25 protein-coding genes and 1 tRNA gene are annotated in these 21,865 nt (G+C 70.3%); 13 read left to right on the top strand and 13 right to left on the bottom strand.

Translation table 11 applies throughout. The features are described from left to right. Positions 1-163 precede the first annotated feature (163 nt). From LT974_RS01870 to LT974_RS01880, 3 genes are read left to right on the top strand one after another with little or no spacing between them, the layout of a single operon-like run. Positions 164-634: a hypothetical protein gene (locus LT974_RS01870; RefSeq protein WP_232588954.1), complete on the top strand. Its 471-nt coding sequence runs from the start codon at positions 164-166 to the stop codon at positions 632-634. Beyond that, positions 627-1,400: a nucleotide-binding protein gene (locus LT974_RS01875; RefSeq protein WP_232588955.1), complete on the top strand. Its 774-nt coding sequence runs from the start codon at positions 627-629 to the stop codon at positions 1,398-1,400. Before LT974_RS01870 ends, LT974_RS01875 begins: the two co-directional genes overlap by 8 nt. Further along, the gene (locus LT974_RS01880) at positions 1,397-1,924 is read left to right on the top strand and encodes a hypothetical protein (protein ID WP_232588957.1); all 528 of its coding nucleotides are present in this window, start codon (positions 1,397-1,399) and stop codon (positions 1,922-1,924) included. The genes LT974_RS01875 and LT974_RS01880 overlap by 4 nt, the downstream gene beginning before the upstream one ends. On the opposite strand, the gene LT974_RS01885 is transcribed toward LT974_RS01880, so the two are convergent. The 7 genes from LT974_RS01885 to LT974_RS01915 are packed head-to-tail and all read right to left on the bottom strand — an operon-like array spanning position 1,925 to position 8,687. Continuing rightward, complete coding sequence (locus LT974_RS01885) at positions 1,925-2,422, bottom strand: DUF7261 family protein (RefSeq protein WP_232588958.1); 498 nt, start codon at positions 2,420-2,422, stop codon at positions 1,925-1,927. It abuts the gene before it with no gap. After that, positions 2,419-2,844 (bottom strand): DUF7262 family protein, encoded by a 426-nt coding sequence (locus LT974_RS01890; protein ID WP_232588959.1) that lies wholly within the window; start codon positions 2,842-2,844, stop codon positions 2,419-2,421. Before LT974_RS01890 ends, LT974_RS01885 begins: the two co-directional genes overlap by 4 nt. After that, positions 2,837-3,499 (bottom strand): DUF7263 family protein, encoded by a 663-nt coding sequence (locus tag LT974_RS01895; RefSeq protein WP_232588960.1) that lies wholly within the window; start codon positions 3,497-3,499, stop codon positions 2,837-2,839. Before LT974_RS01895 ends, LT974_RS01890 begins: the two co-directional genes overlap by 8 nt. Continuing rightward, a complete protein-coding gene (locus tag LT974_RS01900) occupies positions 3,496-3,972 on the bottom strand; it encodes a DUF7266 family protein (protein WP_232588961.1) in 477 nt (158 codons plus the stop codon). The genes LT974_RS01895 and LT974_RS01900 overlap by 4 nt, the downstream gene beginning before the upstream one ends. Further along, on the bottom strand, positions 3,969-4,679 hold the full coding sequence (locus tag LT974_RS01905; RefSeq protein ID WP_232588962.1) for a DUF7289 family protein: 711 nt from the start codon (positions 4,677-4,679) through the stop codon (positions 3,969-3,971). Before LT974_RS01905 ends, LT974_RS01900 begins: the two co-directional genes overlap by 4 nt. Then, a complete protein-coding gene (locus LT974_RS01910) occupies positions 4,676-6,520 on the bottom strand; it encodes a type II secretion system F family protein (RefSeq protein ID WP_232588963.1) in 1,845 nt (614 codons plus the stop codon). Before LT974_RS01910 ends, LT974_RS01905 begins: the two co-directional genes overlap by 4 nt. A 25-nt stretch (positions 6,521-6,545) precedes the next feature. Then, complete coding sequence (locus tag LT974_RS01915) at positions 6,546-8,687, bottom strand: type II/IV secretion system ATPase subunit (RefSeq protein WP_408611692.1); 2,142 nt, start codon at positions 8,685-8,687, stop codon at positions 6,546-6,548. Between the two features lie 112 nt (positions 8,688-8,799). Between LT974_RS01915 and LT974_RS01920 the strand changes: the two genes are divergently transcribed. The 4 genes from LT974_RS01920 to LT974_RS01935 are packed head-to-tail and all read left to right on the top strand — an operon-like array spanning position 8,800 to position 12,179. Further along, the gene (locus LT974_RS01920) at positions 8,800-9,747 is read left to right on the top strand and encodes a DUF4129 domain-containing protein (protein ID WP_232588965.1); all 948 of its coding nucleotides are present in this window, start codon (positions 8,800-8,802) and stop codon (positions 9,745-9,747) included. Beyond that, positions 9,747-10,322, top strand: a complete 576-nt coding sequence (locus LT974_RS01925; protein WP_232588966.1) for a DUF7269 family protein — start codon at positions 9,747-9,749, stop codon at positions 10,320-10,322. The genes LT974_RS01920 and LT974_RS01925 overlap by 1 nt, the downstream gene beginning before the upstream one ends. A 1-nt stretch (position 10,323) precedes the next feature. Then, positions 10,324-11,685 carry a DUF58 domain-containing protein gene (locus LT974_RS01930; RefSeq protein ID WP_232588967.1) on the top strand — a complete coding sequence of 454 codons (1,362 nt, stop codon included), beginning with the start codon at positions 10,324-10,326 and terminating at the stop codon, positions 11,683-11,685. Next, positions 11,682-12,179: a DUF7519 family protein gene (locus tag LT974_RS01935; protein WP_232588968.1), complete on the top strand. Its 498-nt coding sequence runs from the start codon at positions 11,682-11,684 to the stop codon at positions 12,177-12,179. The genes LT974_RS01930 and LT974_RS01935 overlap by 4 nt, the downstream gene beginning before the upstream one ends. On the opposite strand, the gene LT974_RS01940 is transcribed toward LT974_RS01935, so the two are convergent. Next, positions 12,161-13,129, bottom strand: coding sequence for an AAA family ATPase (locus LT974_RS01940; protein WP_232588969.1), 969 nt, complete (start codon positions 13,127-13,129; stop codon positions 12,161-12,163). The two genes, LT974_RS01935 and LT974_RS01940, sit on opposite strands and share 19 nt — an antisense overlap. 101 nt (positions 13,130-13,230) lie before the next feature. Here LT974_RS01940 and LT974_RS01945 point away from each other — a divergent pair. Together LT974_RS01945 and LT974_RS01950 are read left to right on the top strand one after the other, a co-directional pair. Further along, positions 13,231-13,315, top strand: a tRNA-Ser gene (locus LT974_RS01945). Between the two features lie 116 nt (positions 13,316-13,431). Beyond that, complete coding sequence (locus LT974_RS01950; protein WP_232588970.1) at positions 13,432-14,685, top strand: RNA-guided endonuclease InsQ/TnpB family protein; 1,254 nt, start codon at positions 13,432-13,434, stop codon at positions 14,683-14,685. A 416-nt stretch (positions 14,686-15,101) separates the two neighbouring features. On the opposite strand, the gene LT974_RS01955 is transcribed toward LT974_RS01950, so the two are convergent. After that, a complete protein-coding gene (locus LT974_RS01955; protein ID WP_232590295.1) occupies positions 15,102-16,637 on the bottom strand; it encodes a 2-isopropylmalate synthase in 1,536 nt (511 codons plus the stop codon). A 111-nt stretch (positions 16,638-16,748) separates the two neighbouring features. Then, complete coding sequence (locus LT974_RS01960; protein WP_232588971.1) at positions 16,749-17,096, bottom strand: DUF192 domain-containing protein; 348 nt, start codon at positions 17,094-17,096, stop codon at positions 16,749-16,751. A gap of 59 nt (positions 17,097-17,155) precedes the next feature. On the opposite strand from LT974_RS01960, the gene LT974_RS01965 reads away from it, so the two are divergent. The 4 genes from LT974_RS01965 to LT974_RS01980 all read left to right on the top strand — a co-directional run bounded on the left by LT974_RS01965 (position 17,156) and on the right by LT974_RS01980 (position 20,813). Next, entirely contained in the window at positions 17,156-17,671 is a 516-nt protein-coding gene (locus LT974_RS01965) for a DUF7097 family protein (protein ID WP_232588972.1), read from the top strand. 149 nt (positions 17,672-17,820) lie between these two features. Next, positions 17,821-18,258, top strand: a complete 438-nt coding sequence (locus LT974_RS01970; RefSeq protein ID WP_232588973.1) for a VOC family protein — start codon at positions 17,821-17,823, stop codon at positions 18,256-18,258. Positions 18,259-18,304: 46 nt separating this feature from the next. Continuing rightward, complete coding sequence (locus LT974_RS01975) at positions 18,305-18,856, top strand: GMP synthase subunit A (RefSeq protein WP_232588974.1); 552 nt, start codon at positions 18,305-18,307, stop codon at positions 18,854-18,856. Between the two features lie 4 nt (positions 18,857-18,860). Then, positions 18,861-20,813 carry a DUF2070 family protein gene (locus LT974_RS01980; protein WP_232588975.1) on the top strand — a complete coding sequence of 651 codons (1,953 nt, stop codon included), beginning with the start codon at positions 18,861-18,863 and terminating at the stop codon, positions 20,811-20,813. Between the two features lie 66 nt (positions 20,814-20,879). Here the strand turns inward: LT974_RS01980 and LT974_RS01985 are convergent, their stop codons facing one another. The 3 genes from LT974_RS01985 to LT974_RS01995 all read right to left on the bottom strand — a co-directional run bounded on the left by LT974_RS01985 (position 20,880) and on the right by LT974_RS01995 (position 21,865). Further along, positions 20,880-21,137, bottom strand: a complete 258-nt coding sequence (locus LT974_RS01985; protein WP_232588976.1) for a DUF3194 domain-containing protein — start codon at positions 21,135-21,137, stop codon at positions 20,880-20,882. A 3-nt stretch (positions 21,138-21,140) separates the two neighbouring features. Further along, entirely contained in the window at positions 21,141-21,521 is a 381-nt protein-coding gene (locus LT974_RS01990; protein WP_232588978.1) for a prefoldin subunit beta, read from the bottom strand. Between the two features lie 86 nt (positions 21,522-21,607). Beyond that, positions 21,608-21,865, bottom strand: coding sequence for a KEOPS complex subunit Pcc1 (locus tag LT974_RS01995; protein ID WP_232588979.1), 258 nt, complete (start codon positions 21,863-21,865; stop codon positions 21,608-21,610).

Genomic DNA, 21,865 nt, shown 5'->3' on the forward strand with positions numbered 1-21,865 from the left:
GCAAATACATAAGTGCGGCGTCGTGTTCTCGCGCGCTGCAGTACCACTCACAGCATCGGCCACTCCTTCGACTGCTCCGCACGGGAAATTCGTACCTAATCTGGGTGGAATTTTCGACAGCCCGCCCGAAAATATTTTGCCGGACAACGCGGAAACACCGCACGTGACACATCTAGTCGCGGACGGCACCCGGCGGTCACTCGCGGACGTGCTGCCGGACGACGTGGTGACCGTCGACGCTGCAGCAGTCCGCGATGTCGTCGCCCGCGACGACCCCGACGTCGTCGTCGTGGACGCGGCCACGGTCGTCGACCCCGCTGCCGTCGTGAACACGGTTCGTTCGACCACCGACGCGGCCATCGTCGCCATCGGGACGACCGCGCTCGACGCCGACGTCGCGTGTGCGTCGACCTGTGAGACGGCCGTCCGTGCCGCCATCGAGCGTGCACGCCACATCGCTTCGTATCGGCGTTCGGTGTCGGACCTCTACGAAGCGTGCCGCGAGCGCGGGGTCGGCCGGCCCGACGAAGACGTCCGCGAACGCCGCCGTGCCGCCGACGAGGAGTTCGCGTCGCTGCCCGACGACCGCGAGGCGTTCGCCGCCGCACTCCGTCCGGGGGACGAAGATGGTTGAGGCGTTCGCCGTCGCGTCCGGGAAGGGCGGCACCGGGAAGACGACGAGCACGCTCGCGCTCGGGATGGCACTCGCCGAGGATTACGACGTCACAGTCGTGGACGCCGACACGGGCATGGCGAACCTGCTGTTCCACGCGGGGCTCGCGGACGTGGACGTGACGCTCCACGACCTCCTCGTCTCCGGCGGGAACGCGGCCGTCTCCGACGCCGTCTACGAGCGCTACGGGATGTGCGTCGTCCCCTGCGGCACGGGCCTGGGCGACTTCCGCGCGGCGGACCCGACCCGGCTCCGCGACGTCGTCGCCGACCTCGCCGCCGACACGGACGTCCTTCTCCTCGATTCGCCGGCGACGCTCGCGAGCCGCAGCGCCGTCCTCCCAGTGGTGCTGGCGGACCGCGCGGTGCTCGTCGTCCAGCCGACGATTCCCGCCATCTCGGACGCGCTCAAAGTCCAGGAGTACGCCACGTCGTACGGCACGGGCGTCGCGGGCACGCTCTACAACAAGGTCCAGGACCCCGAGGCGGTCGAGCGCATCGCCGCGAAGTCCGGGCAGTACTTCGAGGGCGAGACGCTCGGCACCGTCCCCGAGTCCGAGGCGGTCCGGTCCGCGCGCCGCGCCGGCGAGCCGTTGCTCGCGCACGCGCCGGAGAGCGACGCCGCGGCCGCGTACCGGCGCGCCGCGGACGCCATCGACGTTCGGGACGCCGACGCCGCATCGGTTGCCGACCGCTTCCGGAGCGCGGTCGTCCCCGAGCAGCCATGACCGAACTGACGTTCGCGCGCGTCGTCGACGACGCGGCGGCCGCGCTGTCGCTCGCGCTCGACCGCGAACTCACCGGACACGCTGTTCTCACCCCACAAGAGGCGCTCCTCCTCGACGGCGACGGCGAGGGCGTCGTCGCGTTCACCGACGGCGTGCCGACGCACGTCCACCACACTGCGACGGGCCGTGGTGGTGCGACGGCGCTCGCGGACCTCGCGATGACCGGCCCGCTGCGCGTGGCGTGTTACGCCGGCGACGACGGTGACGTCCCTCGAACGGACCAGTACGCGGTCGCGCCTGGGACGCCAGCCGAACGACTCGCCGGCGACGACGCACTCGCCGAGCGAACGCGCGAGGCTGGCCGAGAAGCCGGCATCGCGGACGCCGACGGCGGCGCGGGCGACCTGGACGCCGTGGAGGCGTTCCTCGCGGACGAGGAGAAGGTCGAGGCGATTCGGGACCGCGCCCGCGAGGAAGCGCGGGAGCGCGCCGAAGAGTGGGGCTTCGACGACCTCGACGCCTAACTACTGCGGGCGAGCGACGTGCCCGAACCGCGTCGTCCCGGCCGGCATCGTGACGCGAACGTCGAACGCGATGGCGACGACGACCGTCTCGCCCGCGCGCTCCTGAACTACAACACCGCCGTGGACCTCGCACGCGCCGAACGACCGTCCATCAGCGCTCGGACAATCCACGCGCTCCGCGAGCGCGCCGTCGTAGGACACGTTCACGACGACGCCGTCGCCGAGCCGCGCCCGCTCGACCGTGCGGAGCCGTGGTGCCAGCGACGCTTCGACCCGCTCCACTGCAGCCTCTCTGTCTCCCCAAGCGGTTCCCGTGGCGGTCTCCGCCGCGCCGTCCGCGACACGGTCGAGCACCCGAGTGACGCGCTCGCCGTGGTCCGCGTCGACGTCCGCGACCGCCGGCGCGTAGCCGAACTGGAGGTACGCGGCCGCGACCGGGACGAGCGCGAGTGCAGCGACAGCCGCTGCGACGAGCACGAGTTGGCCGCGGTCACTCATGCGTACCACACCCACACGGTGACGCGACCGCTCCCGGTGGGCACGCGTGCGACACCCACCGCTGCGTTCGACGGTCGGACGTGACCGACCGCGCCGTGAGGCGTCCGCACCCGAAACATCAGATTGTCCGGGAGGATGCGGTCGACGCGCCGTTCGAGCGCGCCGCGCTCCCGCTCGAACGTCACCTCCGAGGCCGCGACCTCCGCCAGCCGCGTCGCGTCGCCGTGCTGTGGCGGCTCGTTCGCCAGCACGGTCGCCGCGTCCTGCGCGTACGCGTCGAGTTGCGCCTGCTCGCCGACGCCGCCCGCGGGCGTGCCGAACGCGAACGCGCTCGCAACGGCGACCACGAACAGCACGCCGACGCCGGCTTCGACGACCGACAGCGAGAGCTGGCCGCGCTCGCATCTCGTGCCGTCACGCATCGACGGTTACCCCGAGCACGGCTTTGGTCGTCGTCTCCACGCGGTACGCGATAGTGACGCTGCCCGGCGCGAGTTCGCCGTCGGTGTCGAACGCCAGCGTGACCGTGTCGTATCGCGCGAGGTCGACGTCGTACGCGCCATCCAAGCCACCCTCGTCGTGGAGGACGACGCGGTCGTTCGCACGCACGGCTGTCACGTTCGCTGTCCCGGTGTCGAACGTCAGCGTGGCGCTCCCCGTCCGTCGCGGCAGCGTGACCTCCATACTGCCGTCGAACGCCGGCGAGAGTTCGCGCTGACTCGCGTCCGCGACGAGCACGACGCGGCGCATCGTCGCCCCACCTGTCGGATTCCCGCGCTCGGCGACCGTCTCGCCGTCGAGCGTGACCCGGACGGCGGTGGCTCCCGGAAGCAAGCGGTCGAGATTCGCGCTCGCGTTCGCGACGGCAGCCCGCGAGAGCACGTTCGCTCGCACGGTTAGTGGCCCGTTAGCGGTGACGAGGCGCTCGGCGGCGCTGGCCGCGAGCCGGCTGTCCGCGGGGTCAGTGTTCGCACCTGCGAACGCGCTTCCGGCGAGCCCGATGGCCGCCGCGACGCTCGCGACGACCAGCAGGAGCGCTATCGCGAGCGCGGGGAGGTTCGCTTGCGCGCGGGTCACGCCGTCGCCTCCGCAAGTTCGACGACCAGGCCGCCGTCTGGGTGTGCTCGTACGCGAACCAATCCTTCGCTGTCGGTCCAGTTTCCCCGAACGGCTCGTACGCGGTCCGGGAGCACGAGCGGCGTCGTGCTGCCCACGTCGGCGTGCTCGTGAACGAGGGCGAGGCTGGTGTCGTTCGCGGTGACGCGGTAGCCTCGGTCACGAATCGTCGCCGGGAGGCTGACGCGGCGCTCCGCGACGACCTCGCCCGCGCCGGCTCTCGTACCCGCCTGTGCTGGGACCGCTGCTTCGACGTTCGTGGCCGCGTGCTGGAGCGTGCGCTCGCCGACTTCGTCGGCCGCCGCCGTGCGCGCGTTCGGGACGACGCCGCCGTACAGCGTCGTCGTCAAGAGCGCGACGAACAGCACGACGATGCCGGCTTCGAGGGCCTTCCCGACTGCGGGCGCGGCGGCCCGACTCGTTTCTCGGATCACGTCACGGTCACCGCCGTCTCGTGAACGACCACGTACGCGGTCCGCGCGCCGGGGAAGTCAGCGACGACGCTCGGTGTCCCGTCGCCGTCGATGTCGCGCTGGCTGACGGTGGCGTTCCACCGCTCGAACTGCGCGCGGACCGCGTCGGTGTGCTCCGTCTCGACGGCGACGCGGTAGCCGCCGCGCCCGAGATTTCGGCGTTCGTGGGAGACGTTCGACCGCAGCGTGTAGGTCACGCCGCCGCTGGCCGTTCGCGCCACGTCGCCGCGGAGCGCGGGCACACTCACGACGAGCACGTCCGGGTCCGCGGTCACGGTGACCGGCGAGCGCGTGCGCGACCAGCCGTCGCCGTGCGCGAGCACCGACCCCGCGAGGTAGGTCGCGCCCCGGTTGCCAGTCGAGAAGCGGAGCGCGTTCGCGTCCACGACGGAGGCGTTGCCGCCGCTGTCGAGCACGCGCACCTCGCGGTCGAGCGTGTCGAGGCTCCCGCGCGTGAACGAGACGCTGCCGCGGCGCACGCCCGTCGTCTCGACGGGCTGGAGCGCCTCGTCGAGGTCGCTGGCGACCCGCTGGGCGTCGCTGGCGGCGGCGTGCTGGTCGACGACGGTGCCGACGCTCGCCGTCAGCAGGCCGAGCGCGACCACGGTCACGCCGAGCAGGACGGCGACGCCGACGACGTTCGACTGTCCGCGTTCGCTCGCGCTCACAGCATCCCCACCCCCGCGAAGACGGCGTACGCGAACGCGACGAGCAGGCCCGAGTGCAGGAGCGCGTCGTACCGGCCGCGGCTCGCCGCGCCCGCGAACCAGCCACACGACAGCATCGTCGCCTGCGTCACGAGGTAGAACCGGTAGCGGTCGCGTTCGAGGTCGACCGCACCCGGGTCGATGGCGAGCCCGCCCGCGCTGGCGGCGTTCGACACCGACGACAACTGCGCGAAACTATCGAGGACGGCGAGGTTGACGGCGACCGTGATGCCGACGACGAGGATGGCGGTCGTCCAGCCGACCGCGACGTAGACGAGCAGCCGCGAGCGCAGCGCGCGCTTCTCGTGGTAGAGCCGCCCGACTTCGGCTTGTAGGGCCTCGAAGGCGGCGTCGGCGTCGCTGCCGGCGTCGAGCGCGCCGGAGACGAGGCCGACGGTCTGGGCGGCGAGCTGGGTGTCGACGCGCTCGACGAATCGGTCGAGCGCGGCTGCTCGCACGTCCTCACCGCGGGTGGTGACGCCGAGGTTGAACGCGAGGTCGCGGATGTCCGGATTCAATGGGCCGGCGTCCACGTCGCGGGCGACGCGCTCGACGGCGTCCCCGAACGGCCGCCCGAGGCTGACGTGCCCGGAGACGGCGTGCACGAAGTCCTGAATCTCGCGGTCTTTCGCGTCGTCGATGCGCGCGCGGCGGACGGCGACAAATCCCACAGGGACGGCGAACGCGACGTACGACAGCAGGACGGCGTTCGCGGGTCGAATATCAATCTTCCAGAGGGCACCGCCGACGACGAGCGTCGGGAGCGCGAGGATAATGGCGGCGTCTGCGGGGTTCCGCGTGACGTTCGCGAGGACGGCGAGGCCCGTAGAGCGGTCGTGGCCGCCCCACGTGAACCCGCGCGGGCGCATCGTCTCCACGAGGTACGCGGCGAGCGCGCCGACGACGAGCACGAACCCGCCGCTGCCGAACACGAGCAGTTCGCGGACGGTCGCAGCTCCGAGCGGCGTCGCGACCGTGCGGCCGAGCCCGGGCGCGAGCACGCTCAGGACGGTGGCGACGATGACCAGCAGCGCGGGCAGCACCAGCAACACGATGAACAGTTCGGCGACGAGTTCGAGGAAGCCCGCGGCGCGCTCGCGGGTGCGTTCACGACGGTTCGCGAGCATCCGGGATTCGAGCTCGAGGTACTGTGCGACCGCATCCGGCCCCTGCGCGGCGTGCTCGCGCAACTTGAGGAGGAACGGCGCGAGCAACTCCCGGCTCGGGGTGTCGCGGGCGACCACGCGCAGCCCGCGGTCGACGCTCCCGGTGAGGTCGGCGGTGTTGAGCACGTCCTGAAACGCCGCGGCGGTCTCGCCGTACGCGGTCGGCCGGTCGGCGACCCGCGAGAGCAGTTCGCGCTCGTCCGTGGTGCCCGACGCGAGCACGGAGAGGTAGCGGACGGCACCCGGGAGCGTACCCACGATGTCCGTGCGGCGGCTGCGCGCCCGCCAGCCGAGGTAGCGGCCGCCGAGTTCGACCGCGACGCGCTTCGCGACGAGGCCCGACGGCAGCCCGACGACGAGTGCGGCCGTGACCGATGGAGCGAGCGGGGAGGTCGTGGCGAGCGGGCCGAGCGCCGTGGGCGGCAGCAGGAGCGCGGCAGCTGTGGCTGCGAGCACACTCCCGGACGCGAAGGCTAGCCACGACGCGCCGTAGACGCGCGCGAGGAACACGTCGAAGCTCACGGGCAGCCGGCTCGCACGGTAGCGCTTCCGGTCGGCGTCGTGGCGGCCGCGGTCGGCGTGGCGCGCGAACAGCGCGTACAGCACGCGGTCGACGACGCCCAGCGACGCCGTCACGGCTCGCCCTCCGTCTCTCGGCAGGTCACTCGCCGGCCCTCCGCTGGAGGCGTTCGACCGTCGCGGTCTCGTCGGTCCGGAGGTCCGACAGCAGACCGAACAGCTCGTCGAACGCGGAGACGTCCTCGCGGTCGAGGTACTGGACGTACCGGCGTTTCTGCGCGAACTCCTCGTGGACGTCCTCGACGGGGCGGTCCGTGCGCGCGGCGAGCTGGTCGAAGAAGCCGACGGAATCCGCGCCGGCGAAGTCGAAGCCGCCGTCGGGCGTGCGCTCCAGTATCCGGCGGTAGTGAACCTCGCTGCCGTCCTTCTCGACGGTTTCGGTGTCGTCGCCGGCGTCGCCGACGAGCTCCACGATTTCGCCGACGTAGCGCTCGCCGTCGACGTGCCGCGGGAACACCACGAGGTCGACTTCGCGGAGGAGGTACGCGGGTACGCCCTGCTCGATGGCGCGGTTCACGAGCGTCTCGACGTTCTCGGCGTGCGTCGTGCCGACGACGCCGTGGCCCGTGTTCAGGACGTTCGCGAAGCTCTCGAAGCTCTCCTCGGTGTTGATCTCCGCGATGACCTCCACGTCCGGATTCAGATAGTTCGTCTCGGTCATCAGGTCGGCCATCGAGACGCGCTTGAACTCGCGTTCGTGCTCGCGGGTCGTCAGGGAGACACCGGTCTCGTGGGGGAGTCGGACTTCGCGGCTGCCCTCGTCGATGCTGATGGGGCGGTCGTCGAAGGGGACGAAGGGCATGTGGGCGTTCATCAGCGTGGTCTTCCCGACGCCCGTCGGGCCGGAGAAGAGGACGACGCCGTGGTGCTCGTAGACCATCCACAGCAGCGCGACGACGTCCACGGAGACGGTGTCCTGCTGGAGCAAGTCCACGGGCGTCAGCGGCTCCGCGGCCTGTTTCCGGATGGAGACGTGCGGGCCGTCCTCGCTGATGACGGGGAGCGCGACCGCACAGCGAATCGTGACGTCCGCGTCGACCTCCGCGGGTTCGAGGTTGACCTTCGCGGAGGGATTGGAGGCGTTCAACTCGACGCCGTCCCGCGCGGCCAACTGGGTAACGAGGTTGACGAAGCGCTGCTCGTCGTCCAGCGAGAGGTTCGTCGGGAGGCGGGCGGCGGCCGCGCCGAGGCGGCCACGGGGAACGACTTTCACGCGCTCGCCGACGGCGTTCGCTTCGACGTCTTCGAGGCGGTCGTCGCGGATGGGGACCGTGAGTTCGCCGTCGCCGACGAAGTCCCGGAGCACGTAGTACGTCAGGTCGTCGAGGCGGTCGTCGCTGAAGCGGCGGCCGACCGGCGGCACCGCGAGGCCGTACTCGGCGAGCGCGGAGCGGACGCGGTGTCTGGTGGCGTCCAGCCACGCCCGCGTGTTGCGGACGGTAAGTCGGCGCGTGAGAAACGTGCGTGCGCGGTCGGCGACGAACGCCGCGCGGCCCTCCGCGTCGCCGAGCCGGCCTTCGACGTTGGCCTCCCAGATGCGGGACTTGCACTCCGCGATGAGTTCGTCGTCACCGGGGAGGCGGTCGGGTTCGCGGACGGCGTACTTGGTGTCGAAGGCGTCCCGACCGAGCACGCGCTCGCGGTAGACGACGACGGGGACGTCGAAATCCCGGAACGGGACGGTGTAGCGCGCGACGCGCTCGGAGAGGAAGCGGTCGAGGTGTGGTGGGTCGGCGGGCAAGCCGGTGATGGCGGGCGCGTACTCGCTGGTGTGGACGACCAGCGAGTCGGCCGCGGCGTCCGCGACTTCGACGCCGTCGTCGAGCGCGAGCGGCGTGAGGTCGCCGAGCCCCCGGAGTTCGCAGAGCGCGTGGAACTCGATGCGCCGGCGGGCGGCCCGCGAGCAGTCGGTGAGGCGAGCGAGCACGCGGCGGTGTTTCTCGCCGAGGCCGGCGGCGACGCGCTCCCGCGTTCCCTCCCGGGTGCGTGGCCGGGCGATCTGGGCGTCCACGAAGTAGTCGGTGACGCGGGCGAGCGCCGTCTCGTCGCCGGCACCGAGCGGCGGCGTCCGGACGCCGTACGCGAACTCGCCGTCCCGCTCGGTGACGGTGACGACGACGCCGGGGTGGACTTCGTACTGGCTGCGGACGTCGGGTGCGTACCACGCGTCCGGGTCGTCCGGCGGCACCGGCGACGGGACGGCGTGGTCGGCGAGCATGGGCATTACGAGTAACTGGTTCGTCACTTAATTTAAAACTTCACGAATAGCACTGAAAACGAGTGTGGCGAGTGAACTGTTCGCAAGACCTATACTGTGCACATCGTAAACGCCGGCAGTGGTCCGCAACCGACGCGCCCTCCTGGTCGCCCTCCTCTGCGTGCTCGCGGTGTCGCTGGCGGCCGCGACGCTCGCAAACCCCCAGCAGCCCGCCGGCGGCAGCGGCATCGGCGGCTCCGGGCCCGACCCCAGTGGCACCGCTGCCCAGTCCGGCGACGGCGGCGACGGCTTCGACAACCCCGAGCCCGCCGACGGCGAGGAGTCGTTCCGCCTCGAACCGGTGTGCGTCCCAATCCTCGCGACGCCGACCGCGGGCTTCGCCGTCTTCGGGTTCGCCCTGCTGCTCGGCCTCGTTGCGTACTGGCGCGACGGCATCGTGCCCGCGTTCATCGTCGTGTTCGTCACGTCGTCGGTGCTGTTCCCCGCGTGGCTGTTGCTCACCAACTGCAGCCGAGACATCGAGGGACGCGGCGGCAGCAGTCTCATCCCCGAACTCCCGTCCGACCCGGCACCTGGCGGCGAGGCCGGCGGCAGTGCCGGCAGCGAACTGTTGTTCTCGCCGCCGACCGTGCTCCTCGGCTTGCTCGCAATCGCCGTGTTGCTCGGCGCCGTCGCGTTCCGCGCGACCGGCGACGACGAACCACCCGAGCGCGAGCCCGTCCCCGAACCCGCTCCCGCGGCCGACGACGAGACGCTCGGCGCGCTCGGGAACGTCGCCGGCGACGCGGCTGACCGCATCGCCGCGGACGCGGACGTCGAGAACGAAGTGTACCGCGCGTGGCGGGAGATGACCGACCACCTCGACGTCGCCAACCCCGAGGCGAGCACGCCCGCGGAGTTCGCGGCCGCCGCCAGCGACGTCGGAATGGCCCGCGAGCACGTCGACGAACTCACGGACCTCTTCCGGTCGGTCCGGTACGGCGGCGCAGCGGTCACGGCGGACCGCGAGCAGCGCGCGGCCGACGCGCTCCGCGCCATTGAAGCCTCTTACGGGGGTGACGGGTAGTGCTGCGGCGCGTCCTGCTCGTCCTCGGCCTCGCGTTCACCGCGCTCGGCGTCGCCATAGCCGCCGCGCCCTCGATTGCGACCACGCTGCGGCTGCCGGACGTGCCGCGCGTCGTCGTCGCCGCGCTCGCAGTCGTGTTCGCGCTCGCGACACACGCCGCCCGCAAGAAGGTGGACTTCCGCGACCCCGACGAAGCGGTCGTGCGGGCGTCCGGCCTAGAGGGTCGCTACGAGCCGCCACGACCCGGCGCGGAAATCGGCACGGAACTCGCTGTCGGCCCGCGGGACGGTGCGTCGAGCGCCGACACCCGCCTCCGGGAGCGCCTGCGCGTGCTCGCGGTGCGCGTGCTGTCCGACGCCGAGGGCTGGTCCGCGGACGAGGCGCACCGCCGCCTCGACGACGGCACGTGGACCGACGACCGCACCGCCGCCGCGCTGTTCGCCGAGGACGTCAACCCGGCAGCACAGCACCTCGTCGCCTCGTTCGCGGGCATCGAGTCGACCCACGAGCGCGAAGTCCGGCACGCGCTCGCCGAATTGGAACGCCGCTCGGGCGTCGACGCCGGAGGTGACTGACGTGAGTACGAGCACCACCGAGGCGGCCCCGCCAACCGGCGCGGACGGCGCGACTGACGCCGATTCGGACGCCGAGGGAATCGGCACGACGCTCACGGGTGTGACCACGCGCGAGACGAACCGCTGGCGTGGCGTCACCGCGCTCTCGCTGCTCGCGGCCGCGGCCGGCATCGCGTCGTCGTCGCCGGCCGCGCTCCTGCTCGCCGTGCTCGGCGTCACGTACGCGGCCTACGGTGCGCTGTTCGCAGCGTCATCGCCGTCGCTGGCCGTCGAGCGGACGATTCACGCCGACGACCCCGAGCCCGGCGACGAGGTCGACGTGACGCTGTCGGTCACCAACGACGGCGCGTTCCTCCCGGACCTCCGCGTCGTCGACGACGTGCCCGCGGGCGTGGAGGTCGTCGACGGGTCGCCGCGGCTCGCGACCGCGCTCCGCTCGGGGAAGTCGGCGACGCTCCGGTACACCGTCGAGAGTCACCGCGGCCAGCACGACTTCGACTCGGTGCACGTCCGCGCGCGGGACCTCAGCGGGGCCCGCGAGACGGAAGCCACGATTCCGACGCCGTCGAGCGTCGCGTCCGTCCCCGAACTCCCCGACTTGTCGTCGTTCCCGCTGCGCGAGCAGACCGTCCAGCGCGTCGGCCGCGTCCCCACCTCGCAGGGCGGGTCGGGCGTGGAGTTCCACGCGACCCGCGAGTACCGGCCCGGCGACCCGCTCTCGCGCGTGGACTGGCACCGGCTCGCGCGAACCGGCGAACTCTCGACCGTCCAGTACCGCGAGGAGCGCGCCGCGACCGTCGTCGCCGTCGTGGACGCCCGCGACGCAGCGCACGTCGCCGACGAGAACGGGGAGGACGCCGTCGAGTACGGCGTCGAAGCCGCGGGCGGGGTCGCGTCCGCGCTGCTCGACGCCGGCGACCGCGTGGGCGTCGCCGCGTTCGGCCCACACTGGGAGTGGCTCGCGCCCGGGACGGGCCGCGACCACCGCGCCCGCCTCCGGGACGCGCTCGCTCGCGGCCGGGGGTTCGCCGCGCTCGCCCCGGACCGCCGGTTCCTCGGCGCGCTCGTGTTCCGCCGGCTCCGCAAGCACCTGCCCGCGGACGCGCAGGTCGTGTTCTGTTCGCCGCTGGCCGACGACAACGCCGCCGAGTACGTCCGCCGGCTCGAAGCCGGTGGCAACCCGGTGACGGTGGTATCGCCGGACGTCACCGGCACCGACACGCTCGGCCAGCAGGTCGCGCGCATCGAGCGCGCCACCCGGATTCGGTCGCTGCGCCGCGCGGGCGTCCGCGTCGTCGACTGGCCGGCCGAGGACTCGTTCCCGGTCGCCGTCGCTACTGCCAGCCGGAGGTGGTCGCAGTGAGCGAGTTCGACGCGCGCCCGCCCACGCTCGCTGTCGTTCCTGCGACCGCCGCCGCCGCGCTCGTCGTGCTCCCGGTCGCAGCGGGCTCGACGGCCGGCCTCGTGCTCGCCGGCCCGGGTGCTGCAGCTGTCGTCTTCGGCGCCCGTAGCGCGACCCGGTCGTACGTCACGCTCGGCGGTACGTTCGCCTTCCTCGGTGTCGCCGTCGGCGCCGCGACTGGCCTTCCCACCGCGCTCGCGCTGATTGCGGGCATCGCCGCGCTCGTCGCCTACGACACCGGCGAGCACGCGGTCACGCTCGGCGTCGACGTCGGCGCGGACGCGGCGGTCGCACAGTCCATCGCCGTCCACACCGCCGGGAGCGTCGCGGTCGCGTCGCTGGCCGCCGCTCTCGGGTTCGGTATCTACCAGTTCGGCCCCACAAGTCTCCCCGTGACCGGTTTGGTTGCGCTGCTGTTCGCGGCCGTCTTCCTCGCCTACGTGCTCGGCGACTGACTCTCGATGGTCGGCACCGGCACCGAGTCGAGCACGTCGTCGACGACCTCGCGCTTGTCCGTGTTCTCGACGGCCGCGTCCGGCGTCAACACGAGCCGGTGCGCGAGCACGTTCGGCGCCAGCCGCTTCACGTCCTCGGGAACGACGTACTCCCGCCCGCGGAGCACCGCGCGTGCCCGTGCCGTCTCGAACAGCCGCTGGGTGCCGCGCGGGCTCACGCCCACCTCGACGCGGCGGTCCTCGCGCGTCTCCCGCGCCACCGACACGACGTACTGGAGGAGGTCGTCGTCGACGCGCACGTCCTCGGCGACCGCCCGTACCGCCTGCACGCGCTCGGCGTCGAGGACCGACTCGACGCCCGGGCTGCGCGACGACCGCCCCGCACGCCGTCGGAGGAGTTCCAGTTCGCCGGCTTCGTCCGGGTAGCCGATGCCCGCCTTCGCGACGAACCGGTCCATCTGGGCCTCGGGGAGCGGGAAGGTCCCCTCCTGCTCGACGGGGTTCTGGGTCGCGATGACCAAAAAGGGCTCCGGCAGCGCCATCGTCTCCCCGTCGATGGTCGCCTGCCCTTCCTCCATCGCCTCGAGGAGTGCGGCCTGTGTCTTGGGGGGTGCGCGGTTGATTTCGTCCGCCAGCAACACGTTTGCGAACACCGGCCCGGGCTGGAACTCGAACTCTCGGGACTTCTCGTTGAACACGTGCGTCCCCAGCACGTCCGCCGGCAGCAGGTCCGGCGTGAACTGGATGCGGCTGAAATCGAGGCCGAGGGCGGTCGCGACGCTACGCGCGGTCAGCGTCTTCCCGGTGCCCGGAACGTCTTCGAGGAGGACGTGGCCGTCGGCCAGGAACCCGACGAGGACCGTTTCGAGGAACTCGCGGTCGGTCACGACCGCGCGCTCGACTTCGCTCAGGACGGCGTCGCAGTCGTCACTCGCAGCAGTGACGTCCATAGGCGTTCGTTCACCCCGTCGCGTTTAGTGGTATCGGTTGACACGACCTCGCTCCCGCCAACCGTAATCCCTAAATCCGACAACGGCGTTCTCCCGAACGAGCCGAGGTAGCCTAGCCTGGCCAAGGCGGTTGCTTCGAGAGCAACTGTCCTCACGGACTCGAGCGTTCAAATCGCTCCCTCGGCGCTTCTCTCCGACGCTGCACGACCGGTTAGATGTAGCTAGGCCTTTCTAACCACTCTCGATAAATCTCACCTCACACGAGCACGAATTTTAAGTAGTATCTCGATGACATCGGTCGTGTGGCCAGTGACTACGTGCGTCGGACGGCCATCACGCGTCTCTCCGTCGACGACGAGCAGCGCGAACTGCTCGAAGAGACGATTACGGAGTGGCGTCGCGGCTGCCAGATTGCTACAGACATGGCGTGGGAGAAGTGCCGCGCGAAGCGCGACGTGCAGTCGCTGGCGTACGATTCCGTTCGGGAGGAGACGGCGCTCGGTAGTCAACACGCGATTCTCGCGACGCATCAGGCGGCCGAGGCAATCAACAGTTGTCTCGAACGTCGCACGGACGGGAAGCCGGTGAGTAAACCAACGTTCACTGCGCCGACAGTCACGTACGACGCGCGGTCGATGACGCTGTTCGACGACGACACCGTCTCACTGTCGACCTCGGATAGCCGCGTCCGTTGTCCGCTCGTCCTTCCCGACGACGAAGACGGCTATCAGCGCCAGTTCCTCGACTCGGACGAGTGGAGCGTCACTGAGAGTACGCTTACTGTCCGAGACGGCGACTTCTTCCTGCACCTCGGATTTCGACGCCACAAGACTGACGCCGAGCGTGATACCGCCGAGGACGGGACGGTCCTCGGGGTAGACCTCGGCGTAGAGAACCTCGTGGTCACCAGCACGGCATCGTTCGTCAGCGGTCGACGGTTGACGCATCGACTTTGCGAGTTCGAGAACGTGCGCGCAGGACTACAACAGACGGGCACTCGTAGCGCACACCGTACTCTCACCCGAGCGAGCGGCCGTCAGCTGCGCTACATTCGGGACATCGCCCACCGCGCCGCGAACGACATCGTCGCGGAGGCGAGACGATTCGACTGTGACGTTATCGCGTTCGAGGATTTGACTGGAATTCGCGACCGGACGAACGCAGCCTGGGGACACAGGTGGACGTTCCGTACCATCTACGAGTACGTCGAATACAAAGCCGAAGCCGCCGGTATCTCTGTTCAGCAGGTCGATTCTGCCAACACGTTGGTTCGCTGTGCGGAGTGCGGCTTCACGTCGGCGGCGAATCGCCGTTCACGCGCGCACTTCCAGTGCCAAGAGTGTGGAACTGAGGCGAACGCGGACTACAACGCGGCGAAGAACGTCGGATTGCGGTACGTCCGTCGCGGCCAACAGTCGTCACGACGGACGGGCGACAGCCAACTCGCCCTGAAGTCCGGAACCGTGACGCCGAACGGCCAGTTCTCGGCCTACCCGGACGGGTTCGAGGCAGAGTTCACGGACAACCCCGAACGTTCGGTGACGTCGTCGGACTGAGAAAGACGGGGCGTTGGTATCTCCTCCTCGGCGCTTCGCTTCGACGCGACCGTTTTGTTCCAATTGAATCCAACGCTTCCTCGAAAGCCCCGGCGCGGTCGCCCGTCGGGAGACTCGCAGTGCTCGTCTCCCGTGGTCTCGTTCGCTGCACTCACGAGACTCCCGCGGCTCGCTGCGCTCCTCGCTTCGCTGCGGTGCTTGCGTCGTCCTCAGAACGCTGCGCGTTCTGATGGGCTGCGGAAGACGCGATGCGTCTTCCGAACGCCGGGGTTCGGCGACCGCGCCGCCCCTTTCAGTCCCGGAAGACTCACTGCGTTCGTCTTCCGACCCTCGCGAACGCGTAGCGTTCGCTCAGTCCCGCCCTGTGTTAGTGGAACAGCCGATTACGCGGGCCGCGAAAATCAGCGGAGCGTCCGTCAGTCCGCGGTCGTCGTCGCCTCCTTTTCGGGGAGGAGGCGGTCGAGGGCTTCGACGACGGCGTTGACGCTGGCTGCGGTGATGTCCGCGTCGCTGGCGTCGACGGTGACCGTGCGGTCGCCGCGCGAGACGGTGACGTGGACGGTGACCACGGCGTCCGTTCCACCGGTGATGGCGTCGACGTGGTACTCTTCGAGGTGGAAGGTGACGTCGCCGAGGGCGTCGCGGACGGCGGCGATGGCGGCGTCGACGGGGCCGCTGCCGGTGCCGGCGGCGCTGTGCTCCTCGTCGTCCACGCGCAGGCGGACCGACGCGGTGGGAGTGCCGCCGCCGCTGGCAGCCGTGAGGTCGAGCACTTCGACGCGGCGGTCACGGTCGCCGCCCTGGACGTCCTCGGCGACGGCGAGCAGGTCGGCGTCGGTGACGCGCTTGCCGCGCTCGCCGAGCTCATTCACGCGCTCGACGACCGCCGCGAGTTCGTCGTCGGAGACTTCGACGTCGTGTTCGGCGAGGGCAGCGCTGACGCCCGCGCGGCCGGCGTGCTTCCCGAGGACGAGGCGGCGTTCGCGGCCGACCGCCTCCGGGGAGTACGGCTCGTACATGCGGTCGTCCTTGAGCGTGCCGTCGGTGTGGATGCCGGACTCGTGGGCGAACGCGTTCTCGCCGGAGACGGCCTTGTTCGGCGGGAGCGGGACGCCCGTGGCCTCCGCGACCGTCGACGCGAGGTCGTAGAGGCGCTCGGTGTCCAGCGGTTCGACGCCGTAGCAGTGCCAGAGCGCGACCGCGACCTCTTCGAGCGCGACGTTGCCGGCGCGCTCGCCGACGCCGTTGACGGTGGCGTGGACGAGATCCGCGCCCGCGGCAACGCCAGCGAGCGCGTTCGTCACGGCGAGCCCGAGGTCGTCGTGGGTGTGGACGCTCACCGGGCCGTACTCGGCAACCGCATCCACGAGTTCGTAGACGCGCTCGGGGCTGGCGTGGCCGACGGTGTCCGCGACGCAGAACCGGTCCGCGCCGGCGTCCGCCGTCGTCTCGGCGAGCTCCGCGAGGAACGCGTCGTCGGCGCGCGAGCCGTCCTCGCCGATGACTTCGACCCAGAGGCCGTGGTCGGTCGCGTACTCCACGAGTTCGCGGGTCGTGTCCAGGACGCTCTCGCGGCTGGTGCCGACCTTCTCTTCGACGTGGCGGTCGCTGGCGGGGACGACGAGGTTCACGCCGTCGACGTCGCAGTCGAGCGCGAGGTCGACGTCGCGCTGGATGCCGCGACAGAAGCTCGTGACCGTCGCGTCCAGGTCGAGGCCGGTGACGCGGCGAATCGTCTCGCGCTCGCCGGCGCTCGTGCACGCACTGCCGGCTTCGACGACGGAGACGCCGGTGTCGTCGAGTTTGCGCGCGATGGTCGCCTTCTGGTCGGCGGACAACGAGATGCCCGGGGCTTGTTCGCCGTCGCGTAGCGTGGTGTCGAGGAACTGTACGTCGGGTGCGCCGCCGTCGAGAGCGGCAGGGAAACTAGTGCCGGAGAATTTCTCGGCCAGCCGCCGTGAGGCGACTTACTCTATCCTCCGTGCCGGTGTGGTCCGACATGGTGTGTGTGTCGTAGCGTGCCACACACGTTTGAAGGTGTGGGGTCTGACAGATGTTGCCTGTCAGTTCGCGAGGTAGACGCGGTCGCCGACGCGGACGTCGTCGGCCGCGCCCGCCGGAAGTTCGACGAGCGTGTCGCAGCGCGCCTCGCCGCGTCCCGTCCACGCGGAGAGGCGTTCGACGCGCTGGACTTCCTCGTCCTCCACCCAGACGGCGTCGAGGTCGAACGGCACGAACAGCATGTGGACGTCGCGGCTGGCAGCGCCGTCGAAGTCGAAGACGAGCGCGTAGCCGTCGGGAATCGACCGCCGGAACATCAGCCCGCGGGTCTGCGCGAACAGCGAGTCGGCGACGTCGACGTCAGTCGCGAGCGTCCGCGCGTCGCCGTCGCGTTCGTGGCGGAGGTGCACACCCGGAGTCGGCGGCGGGCAGCGAAAAGCGTTACCCCGTTCGGTCGCTACGCCGGGGCGTGAAGAAGACGCCGACTGGGACCGCCGTCGGGGTCGACGACCCCTACGACCACGCCGGCGTCTGCGACTACGCGACCGACGACGGGAAGTGCCGGTACGCGTTCGAGCACGGCCAGCACGACCCCGAGTTCGCCGCCGAGCGCAGCGCCGACGACTTCGCGTGCCCCGTCGCGGACGGCGACTGGGAGTGGGCTGACTGTCCCCACTATCGGTGCCGCCAGCGCGACCGCGAGTGCGCGCGCTGCGGGCTCGAAGAGCGCCGGCAGGCCCACGACGACGAGCGCCCGCTCCTCGAAGAACACCACCTCGCGTACGACGACGACGAGGACGTCGGCCACGAAATCACCGTCTTCCTCTGTCGGTGGTGTCACGCGAAAGTCCACGACTCGTGGGCGCGCATCGACGACGACGCCAGCCCCGACCCCGAGGCCATCGTGGCCGCGGAGGGCCGGCGCAGCGAGGAGCAGTCCGAGCTCTCCTTCGACACCGCGGCCGACCGGTACGGTGACGAGTAGTACTGCTCCGATACTGTTCAGGTAATGACGGCCATGAAGCTAGTTTCTGCTCGTCGATTTCTCAGTATCCTGGTGGATTGAAAGGACGAGTGAACACTACCACTGCTTCGACCCCCGACGGCTAACTGTCCTCGCACCAAACGTCTGGTATGAACGACACGCCGTTCCACCTCGGCCACGTCCACCTCAAGGTCCGCGACCTCGATCGCGCCGTCGCGTTCTACGAGGACGTCTTCGACCTCGAAATCACGGAGACGGAGGGACGGTTCGCGTTCCTCTCGTGGGGCGAGCACCACCACGACGTCGCGCTGCAAGCCGTCGGGGCCGACGCGCCGGATGCCGGCCGCGGGGTCGGCCTCTACCACGCCGCAATCGAAGTCGACGCCGAGGAGCATCTGGGTGACGTCTACGACGCACTCTGCGAGCGCGGCGTCCCCTCCACGCCCGTCGACCACGGCATCAGCAAGGCGCTGTACTTCTCGGACCCCGCGGGCAACGGCCTCGAAGCGTACGTCGACACGCGCGCCGAACGCGACCGCTCGGCGTGGGACCGGGAGAATCGGCGCTTCGACCCGTCGGCGCTGTAACTCCGAACGAGTGGGTTTTTAGTCGCGAATCGTGTAGCCCGCCCTAATGACACGCATCCTCGTCGTCGACAACCACGGTCAGTTCACCCACCTGGAGCACCGGGTGCTCCGGGACATGGACGGGGTGGAGACCGAGACCGTCGACAACACGACGCCGCCAGCGGACATCGACGCCGACGGCCTCGTGCTCTCCGGCGGCCCCGACATGGACGACGTCGGGAACTGCCCCGAGTACCTCGACCTCGACGTCCCGATTCTCGGCATCTGTCTCGGCATGCAGCTCATCGCCACGGAGCTCGGCGGCTCCGTCGAATCCGGAGACTACGGCGGCTACGCCGACGTCGACGTCGAGATTCTCGACGAGGACGACCCGCTGCTCGGGTCGCTCGCGCCCGAGACCCGCGTCTGGGCGAGCCACGCCGACGAGGTCGTCGACGTCCCCGAGGGGTTCACGCGCACCGCCCGCAGCGACATCTGCGACGTCGAAGCCATCTCGGACACCGACCGCGACCGCTACGGCGTCCAGTGGCACCCCGAGGTCGCGCACACCGAGGAGGGCGAAGCGGTCTTCGAGAACTTCGTCGACATCTGCGAGTAGGCCGATGACGGAGACGCAGGGCGAACTGGCGAGCCTCTCGAAGTACATCTTCCGCGCGCCCCAGTGGTACACGAGCGTCGCGCTCTCGCTAGTCATCGCGGCGCTGGCCGGCATCGCGGCCTTCGACAGCCAGTACGTGCTCGAAGACGCCTGGCAGGGCGTGTTCTTCATCGGCGTGCCGACGGTCGTCGCGAGCCTCGGCACCACGCCGGTCGACCGCTACTTCGGCGGCCAACTCACGTACAGTCGGTCGTCGCTGTTGGCGTTCGCCTGTGAGGTCGTGGTCGTGGTCGTGCTCGTGGCCGCCGGCGTCGTCGCCACGCTCACCGGCCGGTTCGGGCAGAACTTCGTCTTCGACGCGCTCATAGCGGCGCTCGGGCTCGTGTTCGCGATACGGTTCCTCGTGGTGCTGGCGGTCTCCCGGGACTCCCCGCTGGTCGCCGCGATTCCCGCGAGCATCCAGACCCTGACCGCGGGCCTGCTGTTGTTCGTCTACAGCGGCACGATGAACTACCTCACGACGGGCGGCCGCCTCCTGAGCGCCTTCCTCTCCCGGCCCGCCGAGGCACCGCCGGAGATCCAGTACGCGTTCGCGCCCCGGGACTTCGTGTTGTTCGTGTTGCTGACCGCGCTGTACGGCGTCGCCGCCTACGGGCTCGTCGTCGCCATCGACCGCCCGTGGAAGCGCAGCCTCGGCGTCAGCGTCCTCGACTTCGTCAGCGGGTTCATCGGTCACATCGCCGAGGGAACCCGGGAACTGGAGGACTTCTTCGAGCAGATTGGCGAGGAAGCGGTCGTCCCCGTGACGGTGCTGGCGTTCCGGAACGCCGACGACGGCGAGGAGAAAGCGCGGTTCGTGTTGCCGATGATTCACCCCGGCCCGATGGGGGAAATCGGCGGCGGGAACCTCCCACAGCGCGTCGCCGAGTCCGCGACCGGGCTGGCGTTCCCGCCCCACGCTACCGCCGGCCACGACTTCAACCTCGTCACCGAGCGCGAAGTCGACACGCTCATCGACGCCGCCGAGCGCGCCCACGCGTCCATCGACTACTCCGACCGCGCGACCCCCGCGGTCCGCGTCCAGGAGGGCGAAGCGAAGCTCCTCGGGCAGGCGTTCGGCGACGACGCGCTCCTCGTCTCCACGTTCTCCCCCGAGTTCGCCGACGACGTCGAGTACGCGGTCGGCCTCTCCGCGACCGCCGAAGCCCGCGTCGAGGGCATGGACGACGTCCTGCTGGCGGACGCGCACAACTGCAACAACGGGCTCGGCGGCGACGACCTCGGGCACGTCTACCCCGGGAGCAAGCGCTCGTTCGACATGATTCAGGCCGCCGGCGAGGCCGCGCGCAGCCTCCGCGACGCCGACGAGGACAGCCTCGAACTCGGCGTCGCGTGGGACCGCACGCCGTGGCGGCCCGAGGACGGCATCGGCCCGCTCGGCGTCCGCGTCGCCGTCCTCGACACTCGGAAGACAGAGTCTTCCGAGATGACGAGAGACGCCGATGGCGTCTCTCGAACCACCCAGCAGAACTCCCAGCGTTCTGAGGACACGGCCGGTGACCGCACGGCGTACGTGCTCGTCGACGGGAACAACATGGAACCCGGGCTCCGCGAGGAACTCATCGACGCGCTCGACGGCGTCGACCACGCGGAGATCATGACCACGGACACCCACATCGTCAACACCGTCGAATCCACGAACCAGGTCGGCGCAACCATCGACTGGGACGAGCTCGTCGACCTCGTCGCGGAGCTCACCGCCGAGGCCGTCGCCGACCTCGAACCCGTCGAAGCCGGCATGGCCAGCGAGCGTGCGGAAGTCACCGTGTTCGGCAACGACCGCACGGAGACGCTCGCCAGCCACGCCAACGCTGTCATCGCGATGGGCGGCGTAATTGTCGCGCTCGCCGTGCTCGCCACCGTCGCCATCAGCATTCTCATCTTCTTCCTCACGTAGCCACCGTCGCGCAATCGCGACGGCTGGCGCTACGCGTTGTGCAGTAGCACGAACGAGCGAGAACGGTTACTCGTCCGCGAACAGGTCGTCGACGGCGGCGCGCGCAGCGAGCGCGGCGTCCTCCGCGACCTGGTCGACGTCGGCGTCGGCGTCCGGCGCGTGGACGTAGACGTCTACGTCGAGCACGCCCTCCTCGAAGGTGACGGTGACATCGAGGTCGTCGACGTCACCGGTCGCGAGCCGAGAGAACACGAGGCCTTCGGCGGCCTCGGCCGCGGTCTCGACGACTTCCTCGTCGGACGGCGTCGCGTCGTCAGTCGCCATCAGTTACGCGCTCGGGCCGCCCATCGGACCGCCGCCGCCGGCACCGCCGAGCATCTCCTGGAGCTCCTCCTGGAGTTCCTCGAACTGCTCCTGCACGCGCTCCTCCTGCTTCGAGAGGGTATCGACGCGCACTTTGAGGTTGTCGACCTTCTCTTCGAGGTCGTCGGCGGCGTCGTCGTAGTCCGTCTCCACGAGGAGTTCGCCGACCTCGCGGTACATCGTCGCGCCCTCTTCGATGTCGTCGAGGGCGTCGACGGCGGTCTGGGCTTCCGTGAACTGGGTCTCGGCCTGCTGCTTCTGGGCCGCGACCGTCTGCGCTTTCTCCTGAAGGTCCTGTAGCTGCTCGAGCTTCTCCTGTGCTTCCGGCGGCAGATTGCCCTGCATACGCCTGGGGAGGCGCGCCCGACAGAAAAACCCCCGTATTACGCTCCGCGAGGCCGACGAGCTTCAGGAACCGGTAATCCGGTGAATCAGCGCCGCTCGCCGCCGGTAGCGTCCGCCACGCGCTCGGCGACCTCCACGAGCGTCAGCCACGTGTTGTTCCCGGCGCGCAGCGCGGTCAGGTCCGCCGCGTCGACGGTCACCGTGACGGTCGCATCGTCGCGCCGGACGGCCGCGTCGCTACGGTCGCCTTCGATGTCGCCGGCTTCGACCGCGACGCTGCGCTCGATAGCGCGAGCGACCGCGGGAGAACCGTACTCGAAAACCAGTTCCGTGGAGTGGTCCAC

The sequence above is a fragment of the Halobacterium noricense genome, assembly GCF_021233435.1.
GTDB lineage: Archaea > Halobacteriota > Halobacteria > Halobacteriales > Halobacteriaceae > Halobacterium > Halobacterium noricense.